Here is a 20,283-nt window from a genome sequence, read left to right on the forward strand (position 1 = left end):
ATCGACAAATTCGGCAGAAAGATTTGTTCACAAGGCGATCAACAGAAGTCTCTATTCATAAAACCTAACTACATGTATTTATATAAATACATCTTTCCGTATTTATACTTTTACACATCTTATTTTTGAAATAAAATCAAAAATTAGTATACTGTAGCCTAATCAAAATGAACTGATTATGTGGTCAGTAATAAAAATTTTAGGGACGGTTTTCATCAGCTTCATTGCGATGATAGGAGCATTGGGAGCGGAAAATCCTTTTCCTCTTTTTGCTGTCGCTTGGGGAATATGGATCATTTATATACTGAGCCTACGGTCAAAAAGAAAAAAGGAAATTGACAAAGAAAGGTTAATCAGGGAAATCCTAGATAAGCTCTAGAATCCAAAAAGGAATTTCAGGGATGCGAAAGATCCCAACAGAAAAAAGCATAAAGAACCAACACTAACCACCGTAAAGCCCATTCTGGAAAGAAAGGGCTTTTAAATATTAATACATCTAATCTTTATCACTGTTTAATGCCCCAATATATCCAATATGAACCCTACCAATCCAGGGATAAGTATCTGCTGCACCAGCATTTCCAGTTACAATTTTCACATATTTAGACTGCTTTGGCATCGAATTGATTTCGTAAGTATACTTGCCTATGGTATTATCCTTCAAACCAGAAATTGGGCTAGGGTACCCTTCTCTAAATGTTTTTTTTACGTTATTGGTGATATCCTTCCAAGACTTTCCATCCACCGAATATTCAATTGTAATTGAATCAACTTTGTCGCTAAAAACGAACAATGCTAATGATTTTAAACCATCAGCCTTATATACAATCTCTCCAGAAGAACTTTTTGAAGTTCTTTCAGCCTGAAAATAGTCTTCTTCCGTCTGTCTTAATCGTGGATAAGTTTCGGAATTGATTTTAAGGTTATCACTATGAGAATACGTCAATGAAAAATCTCGAAGATTATCCATCACTAGTTTCTTTTTTATTATAATAGGACCAATAATGTTTGAGGGAGGAGTGGTTCCTGAAACATTGGCACCTATTACTCTATAAAAATAAGACTCCCCAATTGTAGCCGTTGAGTCTGTAAACATTGGATAGAAATACAAATCATAACTAATATCAATGTTGCCACTTACTTTGTTCCAGGGACCTGATTTTGATTTAGCTCTTTCGACGAAATAATATCGGGCACCCGGAGCAACCTGCCACTTCAAAGAAGCTGTATTTTGCTCAAGGGTTTTAAAAAGAAAAGGCGGGTCAATTGGAGCTGGAAGTGGTGGAACAGGAAGCTCTCTGATTTTATAAGAATATGCCCTGATCTCCATCAAATTGTGGGCTTCATTAAAATATTCTCCACTATTAAACCCAGGCCATCTGCTCCCTCCCCAGCTATAGGCGTGAAAAAGTGCATGACCTCCTATTCCTCCATTCTGTTGGTTTTTCATTAAGCTCCAAAGTAAACCTCCCGTAGTTCCCGTTTCTACAATTTCCTCCAGAATGGGAGTGAAACGATCCATAGCTTGAAATTCATCAATGATCATAGGTCTTTTTCCTTCACATTCAGCCCATAATTCTTTCACTGTCCCTTTATAATTAGGGTATTGACGTGTCTTAACAATATCAATTTCGGGAATATTAACAAGTACATCATTAACTAATTTCGCCATATGCTCAGGACCATTTGCCCGCCGTGGATCAGCTATTAAATGGTTTGAATCAATACTTTTCAAGTATTTTGCCATTTCCGCTATCCAAGCTACTTTACTGTTAGGCACCTCATTGCCAAATTCCCAAGCTAGAATAGCTTTATCATCCTTATAGGCAACACCAGTATAAAAATTCTTCCTATTTGCCATTGCATATAACAAATCCTTAAATCCCTCCCTAACTGCTGGATCGGAATAGTAGTCCGTACCACCATGCATTTCACTAAAAACTTCAGTCCCTCCCCAGTATTTATTTTCCTTCACCAGACACAAAATCACTCTCATATTATACTGGTTACATAGTTGGAGCATTTTGTCTATCCTACGGAATGCAGTTTCATTGTAGATGCCTGGTGCTTCTACAAAAGCTTCATAATCGTCAGATCCATTTGACACTGTTATTCCCCAATTACGAAATACCGTTACCCCCATTTGATCCATATCCTTGAAATAGCTCTCCATCTCAAAGGTTAGCTCGGGCGGATCGTAAGCATATTTACTAGTTGCACTCGTGTTTCTATATCCGTCGTATGGCCCAGTAATGGAAGGTGAGTTCACTCCAACAAATCGAAAAACTTTATCTCCATCCATTAATTTATCACCACTCCGTCTTATAAAATTATCTTGCGCAAAAAGATTGGATGTAGCAATTATAAATGTTAAAAGGCTTAGTATTTTTATCATTTCGTACTTTCGTTAATATTTCGGTTTGGATAAGTCTTAAGGATAGGTTTAAATGCTTACTTAAAAATACCCTCCCTTTTTCGTTATTTCCTGAATAGTTTGTCCCTCTTGCACCCAACCAAATATTTTCTTCTCATTCTCTCTTATTTCTTCCGACCTGATCAATACATCGTAAGCTAATTCACGAGGAATGACTAGCACACCATCCACATCTCCCAAAATGATATCACCAGGTTTAATGGTAACATCTCCAATTTTTATGGGTATTTGATAATGTGTAATCAAACATCTTCCTAGACTGCCATTTGAAATTCTATATTCATAGAAAACTGGGAAATCAGCTTCTATAATCTGGTGAGTGTCCCTCACACCTCCATCAATGCATGCTGCCTTTACTTTTTTGCCTTTCGCAGTGGCCGTCATCACCCCTCCCCAAAGCGTTGCTTTCTGGTCCCTGCTGGTATCCCACATCACAAAGGCATCCTCATGCATTTCATCAAGCATAAGTGTGCGAAATTCCATTTCACCCGATATTTTTACGTTAGGGGCACTTTTCACTGTGAATGCAAGTCCCGCTACGGTTTTATACTCACGCAGCGGCAAAATTCTTCCTGGTAATGCTTGCTCCAAAAGGCAAAATTCCCGTAATACATCATTCACAGCACCTGTGTACAGCTGTTCGAAACGATTTAATATTTCTTTGTCAGGAATAGGAAATTTAACATCAGAGATCTCTTCTCTTGTCTCAATTAATTTTTCAAGGTTCATCATACTAACCTCTTTTTTATATTGATCTACACTCATTATTTCATTGTTTTAGTTCTGTTCCTAATTCATTTTAAGGCTATAAACTCATTCCCCCATCTACATAAATACTCTGGCCAGTTATATATCGTCCAGCGTCCGAGCAAAGAAGCAGAGCGAGCCCTGCACAGTCTTCTGGAAGTCCAAAATCACCAGAGGGGATTTTCCCTTTAACTAATTTGGCATATCCTTTATCATTAAGTGCCTCGGTGTTTCTTTCTGTAGCTATAACACCCGGTGCAATATTATTCACCGTAATTCCCTCAAAAGCAAACTGACTAGCTAGATTGATAGTAAGGTTTGATATAGCCGCTTTGCTAGCAGCGTATGCTAGCATCATTGAATGAGGCTTAACTTGCTGCACACTTCCTAAAAATAAGATCCTCCCCCAACCGTTTGATTTCATGGCTGGGTAAACGTGTTTGATTAATTCAACTCCAGCCCAGACGTTAGCGGACATTTGGTCATCAAATTCCTGGTGGGTGATGTCTGCCCATTGGCGTTTTATCTGAATTGATGCATTTAGTACAAGAATATCTACATTTTCCAATTCCTGCCGGATTCTTTCTATGTCTTCCATAACACCAATATCACCCGTGCAATAACCGGCAGACGCACCCATGTCCACTATCTCCTGCACCACTTGTTTACAATGGTTGGGCTGATCCTTACTATGCACAATCACGAATGCTCCAAACTCCGCCAAACTCAAGGCAATGGCTTTTCCAATACCAGTGCTGGACCCAGTAACGAAGGCTTTCCTTCCAGAAAGGTCAAGTTTACTCTTCAAGGCCACATTCATATTTGAAATTGTTTACCTTCTTCAGTAGACAAATGGACGCCAACCAGCTCTCCATTTTCAGCTTCAGTTATCACCAGCCTTTTGGGATTCTTAGGATCAAAAGCACAATTTGTAGGGTTAGAACCTGACATAAAAAGTGTGTCAATGACCTCTCCCTCCGTGTTGACCACGCGAACTTGACCAGTCCCGTAAACAGCAACATATAAGTTACCATTAGAATCAAATGCCATCCCGTCAGGACCTCCAGGACCATCAGGTCCACCAATTTCGCACCAGATTTTGGCCTCTCTCCATTCTGCTTTGTCTGCATCCCATTCGCCTTTCCAGAGTCGGTGTTTGTAGGTTTCCGCAATGATTAAACTTTTGCCGTCGTTGGTAAAGGCAAGACCATTAGGAAAATACATCTGATCCGCAATCTTTTTGACGGTTCCATCTTTATTAAGCGCACATACATAGCCAGTAGGCTCCTTACGTGAATCTCCAGGGCAAGTGAACAAAAGGCTCCCTTTTGAATCAAAAACCAGGTCATTGGGCATACTGAGTTCTTCATCATTCACTTGCGTAGCTTTCGTCTCGAAAACTCCTATGATTGGGTCATAAGTCCGGATAGATTTCTGCCCTGCATCGCAAAACCAGATGAGACCATTAGGATCAATGGCTATACCATTAGGGTTGCCATCGGTGGCAAATCTTTCCAATTTACCATCGCTAATTCGTACCAGGTTTCCACCTTTCAATTCGACCAGCCATAGGTTATTGGCCTGATCAAATGCAGGTCCTTCAGGAAAGTCAAGTCCTTCCTCAATAAGTTTCGTTTGGGTTTTCTGTGCCATCACTAAATCAAATGCCGCCAACGTTAGGAAACCAATCAGGCCTATACGGATCTTGGTGGAATCGAGCATAGTAGTCTCCTTTTTCCTCATAATATTTTTCATATCTTTTCATTTTATCTTCATCAAGCACCACACCTAATCCAGGGCCAGTTGGAACTTTAATACACCCATTTTCATACTTCATTAAGCCTCCCTGAATTATATCATCGGTCAAGTAGTGATAGTGGGCATCTCCTGCAAAGGTCATTGCCGGAATAGTAGAGGCGGTATGAATCATTGCCGCCAGCTCAATTCCAAACTCCGCCCCGCTATGCATGGCTACTCCCATATTGAAAGTATTACAAACTGCACATAGATCCTTTACACCACGTGGGCCCTCCCAATAATGGATATCGGTAAGCACAATGTCTACAGCACCTAATCTGATGGCTGGACCTAAATCGTCAAATTTATTGGGGTACATATTGGTGGCAATGGGTATGCGAACTTGCTTACGAACAGCTGCATTACCCTCCAAGCCCCACGCCGGATCCTCAAAATACTCAATACCAAGATCTTCCAGCCTTTTTCCTATTTTCACAGCAGTTGGAACTGACCATACTCCATTAGGGTCTATTCGCAATCCGTAGTCTTCGCCGAGTCTGTCACGACAAAGTTCAAGCACCCTTGCCTCCTCTGCTGGCGCCATTACACCTGCTTTAAGTTTCATCGACTTTACTCCCAACTCTTCGTGAAGTTGCTCGCAGTGATCGGCCAAGTCTTCTGCACACTCATCGTGCCCTCCCCCCGGTCGATCATAGCGCCAAAAAAGGTAGGCGATAAACGGAATCTCATCCCGAACACTGCCACCTAATAAATCACTCAATGGACGGTTCATGGCCTTGCCCTGTATATCGAGACATGCCATCTCTATGGCAGCATACAATCTGCTGTTTGAAAGGTAGTATATGCTCCTGAGGACTTTCATTTTAATCACCTCGAGCTTAAAAGGATCCATTCCGATGATTCTCGGCTTCAACTTTGTAAGTGCTGCGCGTTGATCTCCTCCCCCAACTTCACCCAGTCCAACGATTCCCTCGTCAGTAAATATTTCAAGTATTGTCCGTAAAAAATACCCTGGGTGAACACCCGTATTGTGCCTTAGTTGTGCATTTAGGGGAATAGCAACACACCGTACTCTTAGATCAATTATTTTCATGTTTACAGTAAAAATTTATTCAGTTAATCCAACACTATTACCTGCTTTGAAGCACTTTTCTTCCCAAAATCAATTACTCTTTTATATGTTTTCTTTCCTGCTTTAATAACCAACTCATATTCCCCATAAAATCCCTCGAAGGCGAGATTGTTTGAGCCAGAAATAGTACTTGTTTTCAAGCTTGTCTTCCATTCCTGATTGATCAATCGATCAAGCACCTCATAGGCTGGCTTCTTAGTAAAGTCTCTGTTCAAAAGCCCTCCCATCCATTTATCTTCGCCCAGATTCAATGAACCGTCCGGCCTCATGTACCCTGGTGCGGCTGTGTTATCTACCAAATTCCACCAGACTATAGCCTCAACATTAGGATGACTAAACCAGAGCCTATAAAGATTCTCTGTCATAATTGCCTGATATTCGGGGCCCTTTTCAGATAGGGCAGAAATTGTTATCTCTGTAACATGTAGAGGCAAATTAAAATCAGCATAAAGATCAAGCGTATGGAAGAGGCTTTCGGGGGAAAATGTCTCACCATCTAGAATCTTCCAATATTCGCTTTCATTGAAATTATGGAACTGTAATCCGATGACATCCAGTTTGGCACCTTTCAATAAGGTATTTTCAATCAATAAATAGTCAGCACTGTATTCACGTTTGTTGCTACGGTTCCAAATGGCAGTAGTAAAATTCAAAGTGAGATCATTGCTGTAAGGGAAAAGCCGCTCACTTTCCTTAAATGCTTTAAATGTGAAATCTTTCGGCATAGTTACATCTGGATGCCTATCGGTCACTTCGTTCACCACATCCCACAATTGAATATCATGGCCATACCTTTCTGCTATTTCTTCTATTCTCTTGCTGATCTTCTGCTCAATTAATTCTTCGTTTGGAGCTAGCCAGTCAGGCATCGACCATCTAGGATTGTCCCATACCAGAGTATGGCCTTTGGGCACCAAACCGTACTTTTTGCTAAACTCAAGAACCACGTCCGGAGCGGGTCGGCGATAGATGGATTTACTGGTTTTATCAAACCTCAAATTGCCTGGCTCCGGCTCAAGTTCCGGCCAATAAAAGGGAATGGTCACAAAATTGAATAGTTGGGTAAAATACTTCTCAAACAAGTCATTTTCATTTGGGTCTTCAAAGCCCTTCACCATAAACCCATTTGCACCAAAATTGAAGTCATGCTTTGTTTGTCGGAGATCAATTTCGACTTCAGTAATCGGCATACCACTGGTATCTTCAAATCGAACATTAAAATTCCCCATCCGGTTTTGTCTAATGCCATCTTCTATTCGCTGCTGAATGTAAGGATCCTCCCAATTTTCAAGATATTTTGGTGATGGCTGGGCTACAGTCTTCTCGCTAATAAAACTCAGCAGCGTAAGGATAAAAAGGTACTTCAAAATATTCATAGAGATATAATTTATACTGTTTTCATAATCTTTTACTAATAGAATTTGCAGCCTTATTCAGCGTAGCAAGTATATTTGACCGAGTCATTTCTATAAACCTACTTTCAGGCAAGTAAATACTCAAGCTAGCTACGACAGTGTTTTGTTTATAAATAGGCACTGCTATACCAACAATATGACTTTTGGTTGTTTGAGTGGCATAACCTTGTTCTTTGATCTTTTGAACCTCCTTCTTAAATCCAGCTAACGTAGCCCCTTCTTTCCAAAAATCTGCCGAAGGAATACCATATTTCTCCACATACTCTTGTAGTAAAGTATTGCTCAATGAAGCGACCAAAACCCTACCAGAAGCACTATTATAAGCTGATTTCTCTAGTGAGGATTTTACGTTCAGTTCATTATTAGCAATTACTTGGTGTATAGCTACACGAATATCTTTCTTAAGCACTCCTAGTAAACATGTTTCATTGATAGCAGCAGTCAAAAGTTCCATTTCGTGAGAGGCTGCCTTCAATAGCTCCTGTTCATAATATGTATTTCCAGCTATCTGAAAAACCATAAACCCAAGCCTGTACCCTTTCTTATGGCCTATTTGATCAATGAAATTCCTGTTAACCATAGTTTTAATAATATTGGCACATGTAGCATGATTCAACTCCAGAGCATCTGCTATCTCCGTAAGAGAATAAATCTTGTTTTTATCTTTAGCTATAAACTCAAGAATATCTAAGGCCCTATTTACAACTTGTATCATCTTTCTTTTTTAACATTAATAAATTATATTTTACAATATAAAATATAATCAAAATACTATATATCTTCATTCACTCTATCCATTATACAAATACTTTCAGTTACTATATTCAACTTAGCTAACATCAACATCGCACTTCAATATCTTATTGTTTTCTATCAAACAGAAACTACGTCTTTACGTTTACAGTAACTATGTCATTTCGATAGAAGAACCTGGAAACTATGAAGAGCAAAACAGCGCCCAAAACATAGCTCATGGACAGCATAGAAAGGCTGTTTCCCAATCCTAGAGTAGGCTTAAGAACACCAAGTAAAACAGGAGTAATAGCGCTGATAAGAAACGCTATCATGAGCATAAGTCCGGCTGCTGATGAACGATAATGAGGTGCCACAACATCGAAAAGAGATCCAAAAATATTGCAGTCAAACATACCTCTGAAAAACCCAAAAGCGGCAAGAGAAACATAAGTAATGAGTAATGAATCGGATTGTGCCATCAGATAAATAAAGGGAGCACCACAAAGCAGTCCAGTCATTTGGATAAGTGGCCGCACGTTCTGCCATTTATTAACCAACATATCGGAAAGCTTTCCACCGAAAAGAACTCCAAGGAAGGCTCCCACATGATGATAAAACATAGAGGAAAAGCCGGCGTCACTGAGTGTCATGTCGTATTTTTCATAAAGAAATGAAGGCATCCAGGTTAGGTAGCCGGTATTTACAAACACCATACAGGCGAATGCGCCGGTCAACCACCAAAAGCTTCTCGTCTGGAAAATAATTTTGGCATTACTTACTAACTGGCTGAAGGACTTAGTTTGTTCACTCCCTGAAAATACTATCCCATTTATCGCTTCTCGGCCTTTTAACCTGACTTGTATAATGATGGCAAGGAGGATACCGAAACCTCCAAAGGCATAAAATGCATTGCGCCAGCCATATTGCTCGCCGATATAGCCTGCCAGCCAACCACTAGATATTATTCCAAAATAGACGGCTGTTTGGTGTAACGACAAAGCGAAGGACCTGCTCTTGGTATGTTGCTCACTTATAAGTGAATTGGCCGTTGGAGCATAGAATGCTTCCCCACCACCTGTAGCGATGCCACGAATAAAAACAAAATACAAAACTGTGTGACCAAGCCCTGTAAACATAGTTGCAATGCTCCAAAACAGCAGACTAATAACAATAATCTTCTTCTTTCTAAAGAAGTCACCCGCAAAACCCGCAACCGGAACGAGTAACCCATATGTCCATATCAAAGCGGATGCAATTAGCCCCAGCTCCGCGTCAGAGAATTTTAAATCTTCCTTTATCAATGGTAAAACGACATTGAAGATTTGTCTGTCTGCCTGATTAAAGAAGAAAGCCAGCCAAAGTAAAATAACCAGTTCCCACTTATAAAATGTTGTTGTTTTATTCACCATTTAGTTTGTTTAGAGGGTATTCATTGTGAATTGCTCTGATCTCCTGGTTTGTAAGTGCTCGGTTAAAGACTGCAAGACCTCCAATCTTTCCAGAGTAGAAGTTGCCCATTTCATTACTTCGATCCACAGCCCCTACTGTAAAGTCCGCACCATTTTTTCCTGGACTATAAATTCCTTCGGGATAGGGATAAGGATTTCTATTGTTTCGAATGTCGAGTTCTCCGTTGTAGTAAGACTTAATCTCACGTCCATCGTAGGTCATAGCTGCAAAAGTCCAGGTATCATAGGAGATAATCTCCTTTCCAATTGCCGCATCCATACAATATTTAAACCCTGAAGTTGGCCCTCCTACTCCGGAAATATGCCCACCTACTTGATCGCCACTGTCATATATCCCCAAGTTCAAAAACATACAATATTGCCGATTTTTGTTCGTCTCATTCCACATCCCGGCTATGGTTTCACATTGGTTAAAGTCTTTGAAACGCCGATTCACCCAAGCCAGCAAGGTCATTTCCGCCTCTTTACCATGAAGATCTAAACCTTTGCACTCACTCCTTGGGATAAACAAGTATTGACCCTCACTTAAATTTATCGAGTGTCCTGCTAAAACGCCATCATTCTCTATTGGAACTTGTCCGTTCCCTTCCCTAAGAGAATAAGGGTATTCACCCTTTGCAACCAATGGATTAGTTCCTTCGAAATCCCACATAGATAACATGTTTGGAATGCTCTGGAGATAACTTACTTTTTTAGATATCTTTTCTTTCATAAAAGGCATTGTCATGGTGACCAATAAGGTTGATTGTAAAAAACCTCTTCTATTCATACATCTTTATTTATATCGACCAGCGGTACAGTTTTTTTATTTATAAACTGTAAGTCGAACTTCGTCCCCTTATTGAATTTCAATCTCATACCAGACAGTTTGATATTCTGGTTTTAACAGAATCTTAGAACCTGATCCATTTTCAAATACCGGGACTTCCATCATACGATCTCCCCTTGAATCCAAAGCATAACATTTTGTTTTCTGGGAATCAGATGGCAAATTAATTGTAGCAGGGATGCCTTCAGCCTGGATCGGACCTTCCCCCCAATCAGTTAGCTTAATTTTCGTTTCAGAAACTTCTTTTATCACCATTCCTTTGTTCTCGACCAATCCAGTGGCCGTTAAAAGGATATTCGTGGACTCACCCGACTCACCAAAACCTGAAGCATTTTTGGAGACAAATGAAATTGTCGCCCATCCCAGGCGGGTTGTTCCAATGTCAAGTGTAACACCTCCAAGTTCTATTGTTCGCCCCTCAGGGAAACCGGTAAATAATTTAGTATTGGGCGTATTAACCGTCAAATAAGCAGCATTTTCTTTTTCCCCGTTCCATACTATTTCACCAGTGCTACTAGTGATTACTTTTTGGTTTTCAATACTCTCTAAACCATTCACAGGCTTATCGACTGGACCATTTTTCAGTATGACAGCAGTTTTCTTGATCAAACTCAGCCTAGGATCAAATCCAGCAGCATCTATCCCCACCCTAACTTTCTTTGACATCGACAAGCTGTCAAAATACACCTCATGAGATATCTCTGCAGTGATGGATTCTATGGCTTCATGCACATCTCCCCTCAAAAACATCGCAGCGCACGCTGGCATGTGTGCAATCACGTCAGTACGTGCAATCATGTCGAAGAAATACGTCATTGCTTGGGGCTCAAAATCTAACCGGTGGTTATAGGTGTACTGAAATATACCATCCCACCCCTGCAATCGACCATACGCAGCCAGCATTGGCTGTGCTTCCGCACCATATTGATTGGGGAAAGGATGATTGTATTCACTAATAGTAAAGGGCTTGCTATCAACTCGCTGAACCGCCATCTCGTGGATGTTATTCATAGAATTAACCATTGAAATATTACCTATTTCCCAATCTGGACTCACCGGGCTTGGGTGACTCCAGTAGGCGTGTATGTCGACATAATCAAGATCAGACTGGATAAAGGGAGAGGTGTATCTTAGTTGTGTTCCAGAAACCAATGCCTTAACCTCAAGATCCTTTTTCAAATAATCATATAACCCAGTCCAGTAGTCTTGCTCAACCTGATAGATAAACTTGAAAAAGTCACCAACTGCCGGTGAATAAGCTGAATCTCTCCTGATAACAGGAATTGTGCTGGTTTTATAGTTCTCAGTCACATTATTTATGTCTACGCCCCAGGATTGCACCAATTCCCCTATTGAATTATAATTATTGTGTAACCACTTATTCCATTGTTTTTCAAGTTCAGTGCGATATGGGTCAGGCAGTTTGTCGATGGCTCCGTTGAGGTATTGATTGAAAAGTGCATTCTCATTGTTGATTTCCACCATCGCAATGGAAGGCTCGTCGGTGTAGGCCAAGCCAGTATATGGGTTGACGTGAGTTAGCAAATCCTTTGCATACTCTTTTTGTAGGGAAATCATGCGTGGTACAAAATTGTCAACTCCCTTATCTAATGGGGGTCTTTGGTCTATACCTGTAAATCCGTCACGATCATCGAGTTTTCTTGCTACATGCAAATTGAGGTTAACATAGATTCCTCTCTTTTTAAATTGAGCGATCATGTAGTCCATTTTGTCTATTTGCTCGGGATCCAGATTTCTCTGTGTCGTTGAATCACTAGTGAATATGCCTTGCTCTTGCTCTTCTTTGAAGTTCCCATAATTAGCATCCATATAGTGCAGGCGAACAGCGTTAAACCCAAATCTGGAAAGCCTTTCTGCCAAAAGATCCGCCTGATCGTGGGTTGGGAAATTAGCTGACCCTGTAAGGTTAGTAGCATTGAACCAAACCCGGCCTGCGTCATTAACAAAATGGCCATTTTCGGCTCTCACAAAACCATGTTTTCCAGCTGGAGCATCGAGCAAATGCGACATGTTTGTGACGTTATCTGGTCCATCGTAAGATATTACAAACGAAAACAAAGGAGATACTTCTTCTATTTTAAAATGCTGAGAACAGGAAGACAGAAAAAAGCTAGGAAAGAAAATTAGTATTGCTCGTGAAATGCATCTACAGAGCGTTAACGATTTGCTTATACTAATAAAAGGGCTTTTCATGGTTTATTTCAGGTTTATACTTTGCTCGTTGGTGTTCCAGCCTTTTGTATTCAAAAAGATATTCTTTCCTGATTTAGTCTCTCTCCACTTTACTCTAATCGCTATTTCCCGGGATTCTCCCGGAGCAAGCCAGAAATAATTATCGTCGGCATAGAAGATTCGTTTAGCACCTGCTATGTCTATGCTAGTCATAAATGCGGGGATCTTTCCAATATTTTCAACCCTTATCAATAGGCTGTTATCAGTCTCTGAGTGTGCTTCATTTGACAATAACTCCACATTCAATTTTGTAGATGACTTCGCTACAGTTGGCTTCAACCAAGGCCCCTTGTCAAGGGAAACCCATGGAATAGGTTTGTTAATATATTCCTTGTAGAAATTGGGATCGTCCAATTTCGAAAGAACACGAGGGTAATAGACCGACCTTGAAACCAAGTCCCCTGAAGCGTTCTTCAACTCAGCTATCAGAAATAAAAACTGATCTTTAGTCTCAGACGAGATTGTAAAATCTCCAAGTGAAGTTTCAGTTACAGAAGCACCTTCTGAAATTTCTATTACCTTTTCCTGCTTAGAAAGCTGGTTGAAATCCTGATCAAAAACAGATACAGAAACTATGGCATTTTCTATTTTGCCGATCGAGTTGGTGATTTTTGTCTGTAGCTTTATGTTCTCCCCAGACCTCCATAACAGTCTTTCCAAATCAATGGCTACATGGGTTTTTTCATAAGTCCTTTTCAAAAAATAGTACGGGGCAACAGGCTGTCCAAACCAGTCCATCATCTGTATAGCAATTACAGGCCAGTGACGCTTAAACACCCAGGGCATCAAACCTGCCGTAACTGGATAATTTCCCTGCATTTTTTCAGAAACTATCTGATACCATTCTCCAGCACCTATCTGGCTAGCCTCAGAAATAGACTCCAGACTTGGATCAGACATGTCATCGAAATGTGAGGCTCGGCTTAGCATCCGTGGAACCCTACCGGGCCCATACTCTGTGAAGTGATGAATAAATTCAGGGTGAGTATCGGCAAATTTCACATCCCACATTTTACCAAGCCCTGAAAACTCTTTGTTGTCTACCAGTTCATAAAACAAGCCCGCCTCAGGTATGCTGTGCATTCCAGTTTCCGACACCCAAGCTTCATACTTATAGCTCTTATCATACCAGGTTGGATCCATGTCTGGATAAATATGGACACTGCCATCATCCGGTGTACTTCGAACAAAAAGTCTGGTATTGTCAAATATTTTTAAGTTTCGCTCCAAAACACCTATTGTGGCTGCATTTCCGTATGAGTATGGATTAAATTCATTGCCCCCACACCATACCACCAAAGAAGGATGATTCCTCAACCTGACAATATTCTGAACCACCTGTGCCTCCCAAACATCCTGCGGATAGTCGGGTGTATCCTGATTACCAATCGGAAAATCTTGCCAAACCATAATACCTAGTTCATTGCAAACTTTGTAGAAGGCATCGGTTTCAAGCAGGCCGCCTCCCCATATTCTCATCATTTGCACGCCCATCTCCTTTGCTGCTGAAAGCTCCCAGCGGTAACGCTCCTCCGTCAAATCGAGTAGCACATCGGCCGGTGTGAAATTCATCCCCTTGACAAAAATCTTCCTGCCATTGACAATAAACTGCCAGTTCTCGTACCTGTCAAACAGGCGTGGGCCAGCAGTAGGTATTCTTTCAATTATGCGAATGCCATAATCGAAAGAGATTTTATCGATTACCACCCCGTTCTTTTTCAACGAAACACTTACCTCATAGAGATTAGGATCACCCAATCCAGTTGGGTTCCAAAGCTTGGGGTTGGGTATGGTCAAATCTTCTTCACTCCAATTACGCCCCTTAAACAAGTTGAGAGGGACCTCTTTAGAAAATACCGTTGTCCCCTCTGAGTCGAGTTCTATAACCAAAGATATTTTTTCATCATGAGGTGTATAAATCACCCCGTCGGCACCCGGATGGTGGATTTGAGAATTTCCCCATGGATGCAATTGAAACTGCAGTGACATTGCATCTACAAGTACTTCTACTGAAAGGTGTAGCTGTGCCTCATTCCCCTCCATAGAACGAGTCGTCAGGAAAGGACGCTCCAGATGAACATTCGGAAGGATTTCAATTCTTGCCCCCTGCCACATACCCAAACTAAAAAAAGCCTCGGTTCCCGATCCACCACTAATAATCCATGGTTTGATAATTTTGCCACTGGCTCTAGGATTGTACCCCGTTCTTTTTGAGTAATCACGTTCACCGGTTGACCCTCTAGGTAAGTCTTCAAAATCAGTGGCCTTATTGCCCCAATTCCCAGCCCGCACTTCAACAACTATTTCATTCTGGTCACCATAGTTGGCCAGCTTACTAATATCGATGACTGGCCCCCCAAACATACCTTCGTGCTCTCCTATCAGAGCGCCATTAACCCATACTTTCGAAAAATAGTCCACACCGTCAAAACTCAGTAAAACCAGCTGACCTTTAGCGGCTGATGGAATCTCAAGCTGCTTTTTATAATACCAGACTTTCTCCTCAGCCCAACGGTACTGTGTGGAGTTTTTGTGCGCATAAGGATGTGGAAGTTTCCCAGCTTTGTAAAGTGACCAATGAACCGAATTGGGTATCTGAGTGGAGAACGGGTCTTTCCTATTTTCCAGTTCTTTCAAATCACCGATAGGAGCATCCATATAAGATAGCTCCCAGGTAGTAGAAAGATCTATATGTTGAGCCGCTGATCTTGGAGAAATCCGGTAAGGCTGCCATAGCTCTTGCATATTTGTTTGTGCCGAAAGATTGCCTACCAAAAGAATTAATAGAGCACAAAGGAAATTGCATCGCTTAGTCAATATTTTAGGTATATACATTAGAAACTGAAAAGCTTTAAGGGAGTCAATATTTAATTTTTAGGCATTGGTTAAGAGGAGGGCTATTTTTGAAGCCTCTCCTCTACCAATAATTCTAACTTGCAAACTTATTAATAGCCTGGGTTTTGATCCGTTGCTGGATCTATCAAAGAATTAAAATTCAACTCAGAATTTGGAATGGGCCATAACAAATGCTTCTCAGCTACATCCTTACCTGTCGCTGCTTTTATCCTTTCTTTTACCTGTCCGGTTCGCTTCAAGTCCAGCCATCTTTTGCCTTCCATCTGGGTTTCATACCCTCTTTCCTTAATTACCAGTTCATAAAACATGGCCGCTGAATAATCGGCTAGTTCAAAATCAACTTCAGATGCCATATTTGGATCATACCCATAAGCTCTTCTGTGCACCATATTCAATTTTTCCATCGCATCAGAGGAAATGGATCCAGATGCTCGAGCATCTGCCTCAGCGTACATCAACAAAACATCAGCATATCGATAAAAAGGATAGTCATTGCCCGCAGTTCTACCGCCCCCAGCTGCATCTGGGTCACTGAATTTTTTAGAAAGCACAGAATTAGCTCCGAGCCCAATATTCCAAGGATACCACAACTGAAATCTTAGATCATCACGATCCATGGAAGCGAGTGTTGAATTGGCAACCACATCACTGTAGTGTGCGTAATATCCTCCACCACCAAATAACCCTGATCCAGGATGATGAATAAACTGAACAAAAAACCACCCCTCACTTCCGCTTAATCTAGAGAATTTAAGATAGAAGATTTCCTCTGAAGAAGTTACCACCGTAGGACCGTAGATTTTTTCAAAATCCTCCGCAACAGTAACAGGAACCAAGGAATAGTTCTCAGAAGAAATCACTTCCAAGGACTTATCCCTTGCCTGTTGATATTCCTGTCGATAAAAATGAACATCGGCCAAAACAGTTTTAGCAGCCCATAAAGAAGGTTTACCCGGAAGGGGGGCGACACCTGGAAGATTAGCTTCTGCAAAAGCCAAGTCTTCAAAAATAAGCTCATATACTTCTTCGGCGGTATTTCTTGGAATTTCGATTTCAGTCATGTTCGCTTCAGTACGAACGGGTACTCCACCCCAATTTTTTACCATCGTGAAATAAACAAATGCTCTTAAAAACTTAGCTTCAGCGATATACTTTAGTTTGTCTTCCTCGCTAAGATTAGCTCCATCCGGCACATTCAGTATAACAATATTTGCATTACGAATAGCCAGATAAAATTGGTTCCACATCGATTGGGTTCGGCCTTCATTATTCCCATCGAGTCCCTGGAATGTGGTTAAAATTCCATAGCTCCCACGTCCGAAGCTATAATCGGTATAAGCTTCCAATTGAGCAATATATAACGCTCCAAAAGCATTATCGCTTCGTAAGGGGTCATAAATGGCAGCCAAAGCTGCCTCTACTTCAGCATTGGTATTGTAGAAAGTTTCTACTGCCAAAGATTTCGGGTTTTCTTCTAATGCTTCCTGACAACTAAAAAGCAGGGAAACAATGCAAAATATACTTAGTAACTTTTTCATGATTGCTGATTTTAAAGGCCTACTTTAATTCCGAAGGTGATAGACTTTGCTGTTGGGTACGAATAATGGTCGATACCTTGGCCGATTGCATTTGAACCGCCTTGGGAATTAACCTCAGGGTCCCACCAAGAGTATTTGGTTAAAGTCAATAAATTCTGACCACTTCCGTAAATCTGCAGATTTCGCAACCAGTCAATTCCTAAATTCTGAACTGGTAGGTTATAGGCTAATTGAATATTCCGGAGTCTTACAAAAGAACCGTCCTCGACCAAACGATCAGAGTATCGCATATTGAGATTTCTTGTTATGACCGGATATTTTGCATCCGCATTTTCAGGAGTCCAATGATCATCATATACCTCCTTGAGCATATTTAGCCCAAATCCATAGTCAAGTGTATTGCCTATCGCACTGACATTAACAATATCATTTCCTTGAGATCCCTGAATAAATAGACTTAAATCGAAATTTTTATAACTCATCACTGAGTTAATACCATAATAAAAGTCAGGGTTTGGATTGCCTATAATTGCTTTATCAAATTGGTTGATAAGACCATCAGGAACTCCTTCTGCACCAGATAGATCTTTGTAAATTTCCTTTCCATTTTCATCATACCCATCATTCATATAGCCAAAGAATACGCTCATCTGTTCACCTTCACGCAAAAGGCTTGTATTATCGTTGATAAACGTCACATTTACGCTTCCTCCTAGGATATCCTGTCCTCCATACAATTTTACAACATTGGTCCTGTTGAAACTGATGTTCGCGTTGACATTCCATTTGAAATCGCTATCAAAAATTAATGCGTCAGCTGTTAACTCTAGTCCTTTATTCTGTATTTCTCCGACATTTTGAATGGTCCGGACAAATCCCAAAGAGGATGGTAACTGAACAGTATTCAAAAGATCCTTGGTATTCTTAATATAAGCGTCAACTGTCAAAATAAGGCGATTTTGCATAAAGCCAATATCAAAACCAACATCAGCCTGTTGGGTAGTTTCCCACCTTAGGTTCCCAGGAAGAGTCGTGCCGGGGGCAAAGGTGTTGTACAAAGCATCCCCGAAAACTGTTTTTCCAGAATTCAACTGGTTAAGTGTAGCATAAGCTCCAATTGCCTGACTCCCTGTGTAACCAAAACTAGTTCTAAACTTCAGTTCCGAAATTGCACTTACATCTTTAAGAAAATTTTCCTCCTTTACTTTCCAGGCAAAAGCAGCTGAGGGAAAATACCCCCATTTATTACCATCAGAGTATTTAGAGGAACCATCCGTACGCATACTTGCTGTGAAAAGGTATTTATTATCCAAAGAATAATTCACTCTAGCCAAATAGGAGATTAGTACTGAATATGAATAACCTGTCCCAGGTATTCCAGGGTTTTCAGCTGATCCAAGGTCGTAGGATTCTGTAATATCACTTAGAAATCCAGTTCCAGAACCATTTAGAAATTCAGATGAAAAATCTTGATAGGTAGCTCCAATAAGCGCAGTTAATGAATGTCGATCTGCAAATACTTTTGAATAAGTCAGGGTATTCTCACTTAACAAACTCAAATTTCTACTAGAGGAAACACTTGCACTTCCTTGAGAATTGATATAGTTCAAAGTAGTGTAATTATTTGACCTGCTATCGTTATTTTCCACCCCTCCATAAATTCTCAATGTCAAGCCTTCTATTGGCATAAAATTCAAAGCCGCATTTGCCAAAACTATATTTGCTTCTGATTCACTGGTCTGTTCATTGATTTGATTTAAGGGATTGATAAGCACATTTGAAATAAATGGATAAGCAGTGGCCAATACCGTATAGCTGCCATCATCATTGTAAGGTGTTAGCGTTGGTGGCGCGGATATGGCACCTCCAATCATTGATCCACCTCTATTTCCTCCTGAAGAATTTCTGGTTTCAATTGAATTTTTGGTTAATGTTGCCCCGTAGTCCAATGACAACATTTTATTGATATTCTGTGAAAAATATGCACGAATTGAATATTTCTTATAGCTACTGCCTTTGATAATTCCCTCTTGATCAAATACAGTCCCAGATACAGAAAATTGTGTCTTATCAGAACCACCATTCACGGAAAAATTAGTGTTTTTAATCGGTGCATTTGTAAACACAAGATCTTGCCAATCATATCCTTCTCCTGCATTATCAATTTCCTGTTGCGAGAAATATGGCGCTAAATTATCATTGACTGCTTGTTCATTGTAGAATTGCATATACTCTTCAGCATTCATCAAATCAAGTTTTTTACGTATTGTTTGGACCCCATAACTTGTTTCAAAATCCACCGTTGTCTTGCCAGCCTTCCCCCTTTTTGTAGTGATGATAATTACACCATTTGCTCCTCTAGATCCATATATCGCAGTAGCTGATGCATCCTTAAGGATTTCCATGCTCTCAATGTCATTATTACTTACTATAGTCGGGTTACTTCCTGTATATGGGAAACCATCGATGACATATAGCGGCTCATTACTTCCTTGAATTGAATTGGTACCACGTATTCGCACACTAACTGGCGCTCCAGGCGCTCCAGTATTTTGTTTTACTTGAACTCCAGATGCACGTCCAGATAAAGCCTGCATAACATTAGCTGCCGGAAATGCATTGATTTCTTCATTTTTAACTGAACTCACGGATCCAGTTAAATCGCTCTTTTTGACTGTTCCATAACCGACCACCACTACATCGTCCAAGGTTGTGAAATCAGGTATCATAACCACATTTATTTCTGACCTGTCTCCTACATTCACCTCCTGAGTTGCATAACCAATAAAGGAAAATACCAATATGCTACTTGGTGCAACATTCAGCTTGTATTCACCATCAATATCAGATGTTGTCCCTTGGGTAGTACCTTTAACCAGGATGCTGACTCCGGGAAGTGCCATCCCCTCCTCTGTTACTTTTCCTCGAACCTGCGCTTCTTGCGCAAGAGAGAAATGGCTCATGCCTAAAAAAAGTAGTAGGCAGCCAACTAATTGTAGATTGATATTCATGGGCAAGAATTTAGGTTTTTGTTAATTTTATATTATAAAATTGGATTTTATAATATGTAATTATAATAAAAAATTGTAATCCAATGCAAATGTTTTAAAAAATAAT

General features: G+C 40.4%; 14 protein-coding genes. 1 reads left to right on the forward strand and 13 read right to left on the reverse strand.

Annotated features, from left to right (window positions below):
- The first annotated feature begins 178 nt into the window (after nt 1–178).
- Nucleotides 179–379 carry a hypothetical protein gene (locus AACZ87_RS10620; protein ID WP_339867024.1) on the forward strand — a complete coding sequence of 67 codons (201 nt, stop codon included), beginning with the start codon at nt 179–181 and terminating at the stop codon, nt 377–379.
- A gap of 117 nt (nt 380–496) precedes the next feature.
- Here AACZ87_RS10620 and AACZ87_RS10625 read toward each other — a convergent pair whose 3' ends face one another.
- The 13 genes from AACZ87_RS10625 to AACZ87_RS10685 all read right to left on the reverse strand — a co-directional run bounded on the left by AACZ87_RS10625 (nt 497) and on the right by AACZ87_RS10685 (nt 20,177).
- Nucleotides 497–2,302, reverse strand: a complete 1,806-nt coding sequence (locus AACZ87_RS10625; protein WP_339867026.1) for a cellulase family glycosylhydrolase — start codon at nt 2,300–2,302, stop codon at nt 497–499.
- 153 nt (nt 2,303–2,455) lie between these two features.
- Nucleotides 2,456–3,199 (reverse strand): RraA family protein, encoded by a 744-nt coding sequence (locus tag AACZ87_RS10630; RefSeq protein ID WP_339867027.1) that lies wholly within the window; start codon nt 3,197–3,199, stop codon nt 2,456–2,458.
- Between the two features lie 40 nt (nt 3,200–3,239).
- A complete protein-coding gene (locus AACZ87_RS10635; RefSeq protein WP_339867029.1) occupies nt 3,240–4,001 on the reverse strand; it encodes an SDR family oxidoreductase in 762 nt (253 codons plus the stop codon).
- Nucleotides 3,998–4,936: an SMP-30/gluconolactonase/LRE family protein gene (locus tag AACZ87_RS10640; RefSeq protein ID WP_339867030.1), complete on the reverse strand. Its 939-nt coding sequence runs from the start codon at nt 4,934–4,936 to the stop codon at nt 3,998–4,000. Before AACZ87_RS10640 ends, AACZ87_RS10635 begins: the two co-directional genes overlap by 4 nt.
- Complete coding sequence (locus AACZ87_RS10645) at nt 4,842–6,032, reverse strand: enolase C-terminal domain-like protein (protein WP_339867031.1); 1,191 nt, start codon at nt 6,030–6,032, stop codon at nt 4,842–4,844. The genes AACZ87_RS10640 and AACZ87_RS10645 overlap by 95 nt, the downstream gene beginning before the upstream one ends.
- A 23-nt stretch (nt 6,033–6,055) precedes the next feature.
- Nucleotides 6,056–7,447, reverse strand: coding sequence for an endo-1,4-beta-xylanase (locus AACZ87_RS10650; RefSeq protein WP_339867033.1), 1,392 nt, complete (start codon nt 7,445–7,447; stop codon nt 6,056–6,058).
- Nucleotides 7,448–7,469: 22 nt separating this feature from the next.
- Nucleotides 7,470–8,201: an IclR family transcriptional regulator gene (locus tag AACZ87_RS10655; RefSeq protein ID WP_339867035.1), complete on the reverse strand. Its 732-nt coding sequence runs from the start codon at nt 8,199–8,201 to the stop codon at nt 7,470–7,472.
- 169 nt (nt 8,202–8,370) lie between these two features.
- Entirely contained in the window at nt 8,371–9,630 is a 1,260-nt protein-coding gene (locus AACZ87_RS10660; RefSeq protein WP_339867037.1) for an MFS transporter, read from the reverse strand.
- Nucleotides 9,620–10,459 carry a LamG domain-containing protein gene (locus AACZ87_RS10665; RefSeq protein WP_339867039.1) on the reverse strand — a complete coding sequence of 280 codons (840 nt, stop codon included), beginning with the start codon at nt 10,457–10,459 and terminating at the stop codon, nt 9,620–9,622. The genes AACZ87_RS10660 and AACZ87_RS10665 overlap by 11 nt, the downstream gene beginning before the upstream one ends.
- A gap of 69 nt (nt 10,460–10,528) precedes the next feature.
- The gene (locus AACZ87_RS10670; protein ID WP_339867040.1) at nt 10,529–12,550 is read right to left on the reverse strand and encodes a beta-galactosidase; all 2,022 of its coding nucleotides are present in this window, start codon (nt 12,548–12,550) and stop codon (nt 10,529–10,531) included.
- Nucleotides 12,551–12,736: 186 nt separating this feature from the next.
- Nucleotides 12,737–15,517 (reverse strand): sugar-binding domain-containing protein, encoded by a 2,781-nt coding sequence (locus AACZ87_RS10675; protein WP_339867041.1) that lies wholly within the window; start codon nt 15,515–15,517, stop codon nt 12,737–12,739.
- 200 nt (nt 15,518–15,717) lie between these two features.
- A complete protein-coding gene (locus AACZ87_RS10680; protein WP_339867043.1) occupies nt 15,718–17,166 on the reverse strand; it encodes a RagB/SusD family nutrient uptake outer membrane protein in 1,449 nt (482 codons plus the stop codon).
- 11 nt (nt 17,167–17,177) lie between these two features.
- A complete protein-coding gene (locus tag AACZ87_RS10685) occupies nt 17,178–20,177 on the reverse strand; it encodes a TonB-dependent receptor (protein ID WP_339867044.1) in 3,000 nt (999 codons plus the stop codon).
- Nucleotides 20,178–20,283: the final 106 nt, after the last annotated feature.

This window comes from uncultured Algoriphagus sp. (assembly GCF_963974365.1).
Lineage (GTDB): Bacteria > Bacteroidota > Bacteroidia > Cytophagales > Cyclobacteriaceae > Algoriphagus.

Excerpts from the sequence above, each read along its gene's own strand:
- AACZ87_RS10670 (WP_339867040.1), bottom strand. The coding sequence starts at position 12,550 with ATGTCGCATTTGCTCGATGCTCCAGCTGGAAAACATGGTTTTGTGAGA.
- AACZ87_RS10625 (WP_339867026.1), bottom strand. The coding sequence starts at position 2,302 with ATGGATGGAGATAAAGTTTTTCGATTTGTTGGAGTGAACTCACCTTCC.
- AACZ87_RS10665 (WP_339867039.1), bottom strand. The coding sequence starts at position 10,459 with ATGAATAGAAGAGGTTTTTTACAATCAACCTTATTGGTCACCATGACA.
- AACZ87_RS10620 (WP_339867024.1), top strand. The coding sequence starts at position 179 with ATGTGGTCAGTAATAAAAATTTTAGGGACGGTTTTCATCAGCTTCATT.
- AACZ87_RS10645 (WP_339867031.1), bottom strand. The coding sequence starts at position 6,032 with ATGAAAATAATTGATCTAAGAGTACGGTGTGTTGCTATTCCCCTAAAT.
- AACZ87_RS10660 (WP_339867037.1), bottom strand. The coding sequence starts at position 9,630 with ATGGTGAATAAAACAACAACATTTTATAAGTGGGAACTGGTTATTTTA.
- AACZ87_RS10650 (WP_339867033.1), bottom strand. The coding sequence starts at position 7,447 with ATGAATATTTTGAAGTACCTTTTTATCCTTACGCTGCTGAGTTTTATT.
- AACZ87_RS10630 (WP_339867027.1), bottom strand. The coding sequence starts at position 3,199 with ATGAGTGTAGATCAATATAAAAAAGAGGTTAGTATGATGAACCTTGAA.
- AACZ87_RS10655 (WP_339867035.1), bottom strand. The coding sequence starts at position 8,201 with ATGATACAAGTTGTAAATAGGGCCTTAGATATTCTTGAGTTTATAGCT.
- AACZ87_RS10635 (WP_339867029.1), bottom strand. The coding sequence starts at position 4,001 with ATGAATGTGGCCTTGAAGAGTAAACTTGACCTTTCTGGAAGGAAAGCC.
- AACZ87_RS10685 (WP_339867044.1), bottom strand. The coding sequence starts at position 20,177 with ATGAATATCAATCTACAATTAGTTGGCTGCCTACTACTTTTTTTAGGC.
- AACZ87_RS10640 (WP_339867030.1), bottom strand. The coding sequence starts at position 4,936 with ATGAAAAATATTATGAGGAAAAAGGAGACTACTATGCTCGATTCCACC.
- AACZ87_RS10675 (WP_339867041.1), bottom strand. The coding sequence starts at position 15,517 with ATGCAAGAGCTATGGCAGCCTTACCGGATTTCTCCAAGATCAGCGGCT.
- AACZ87_RS10680 (WP_339867043.1), bottom strand. The coding sequence starts at position 17,166 with ATGAAAAAGTTACTAAGTATATTTTGCATTGTTTCCCTGCTTTTTAGT.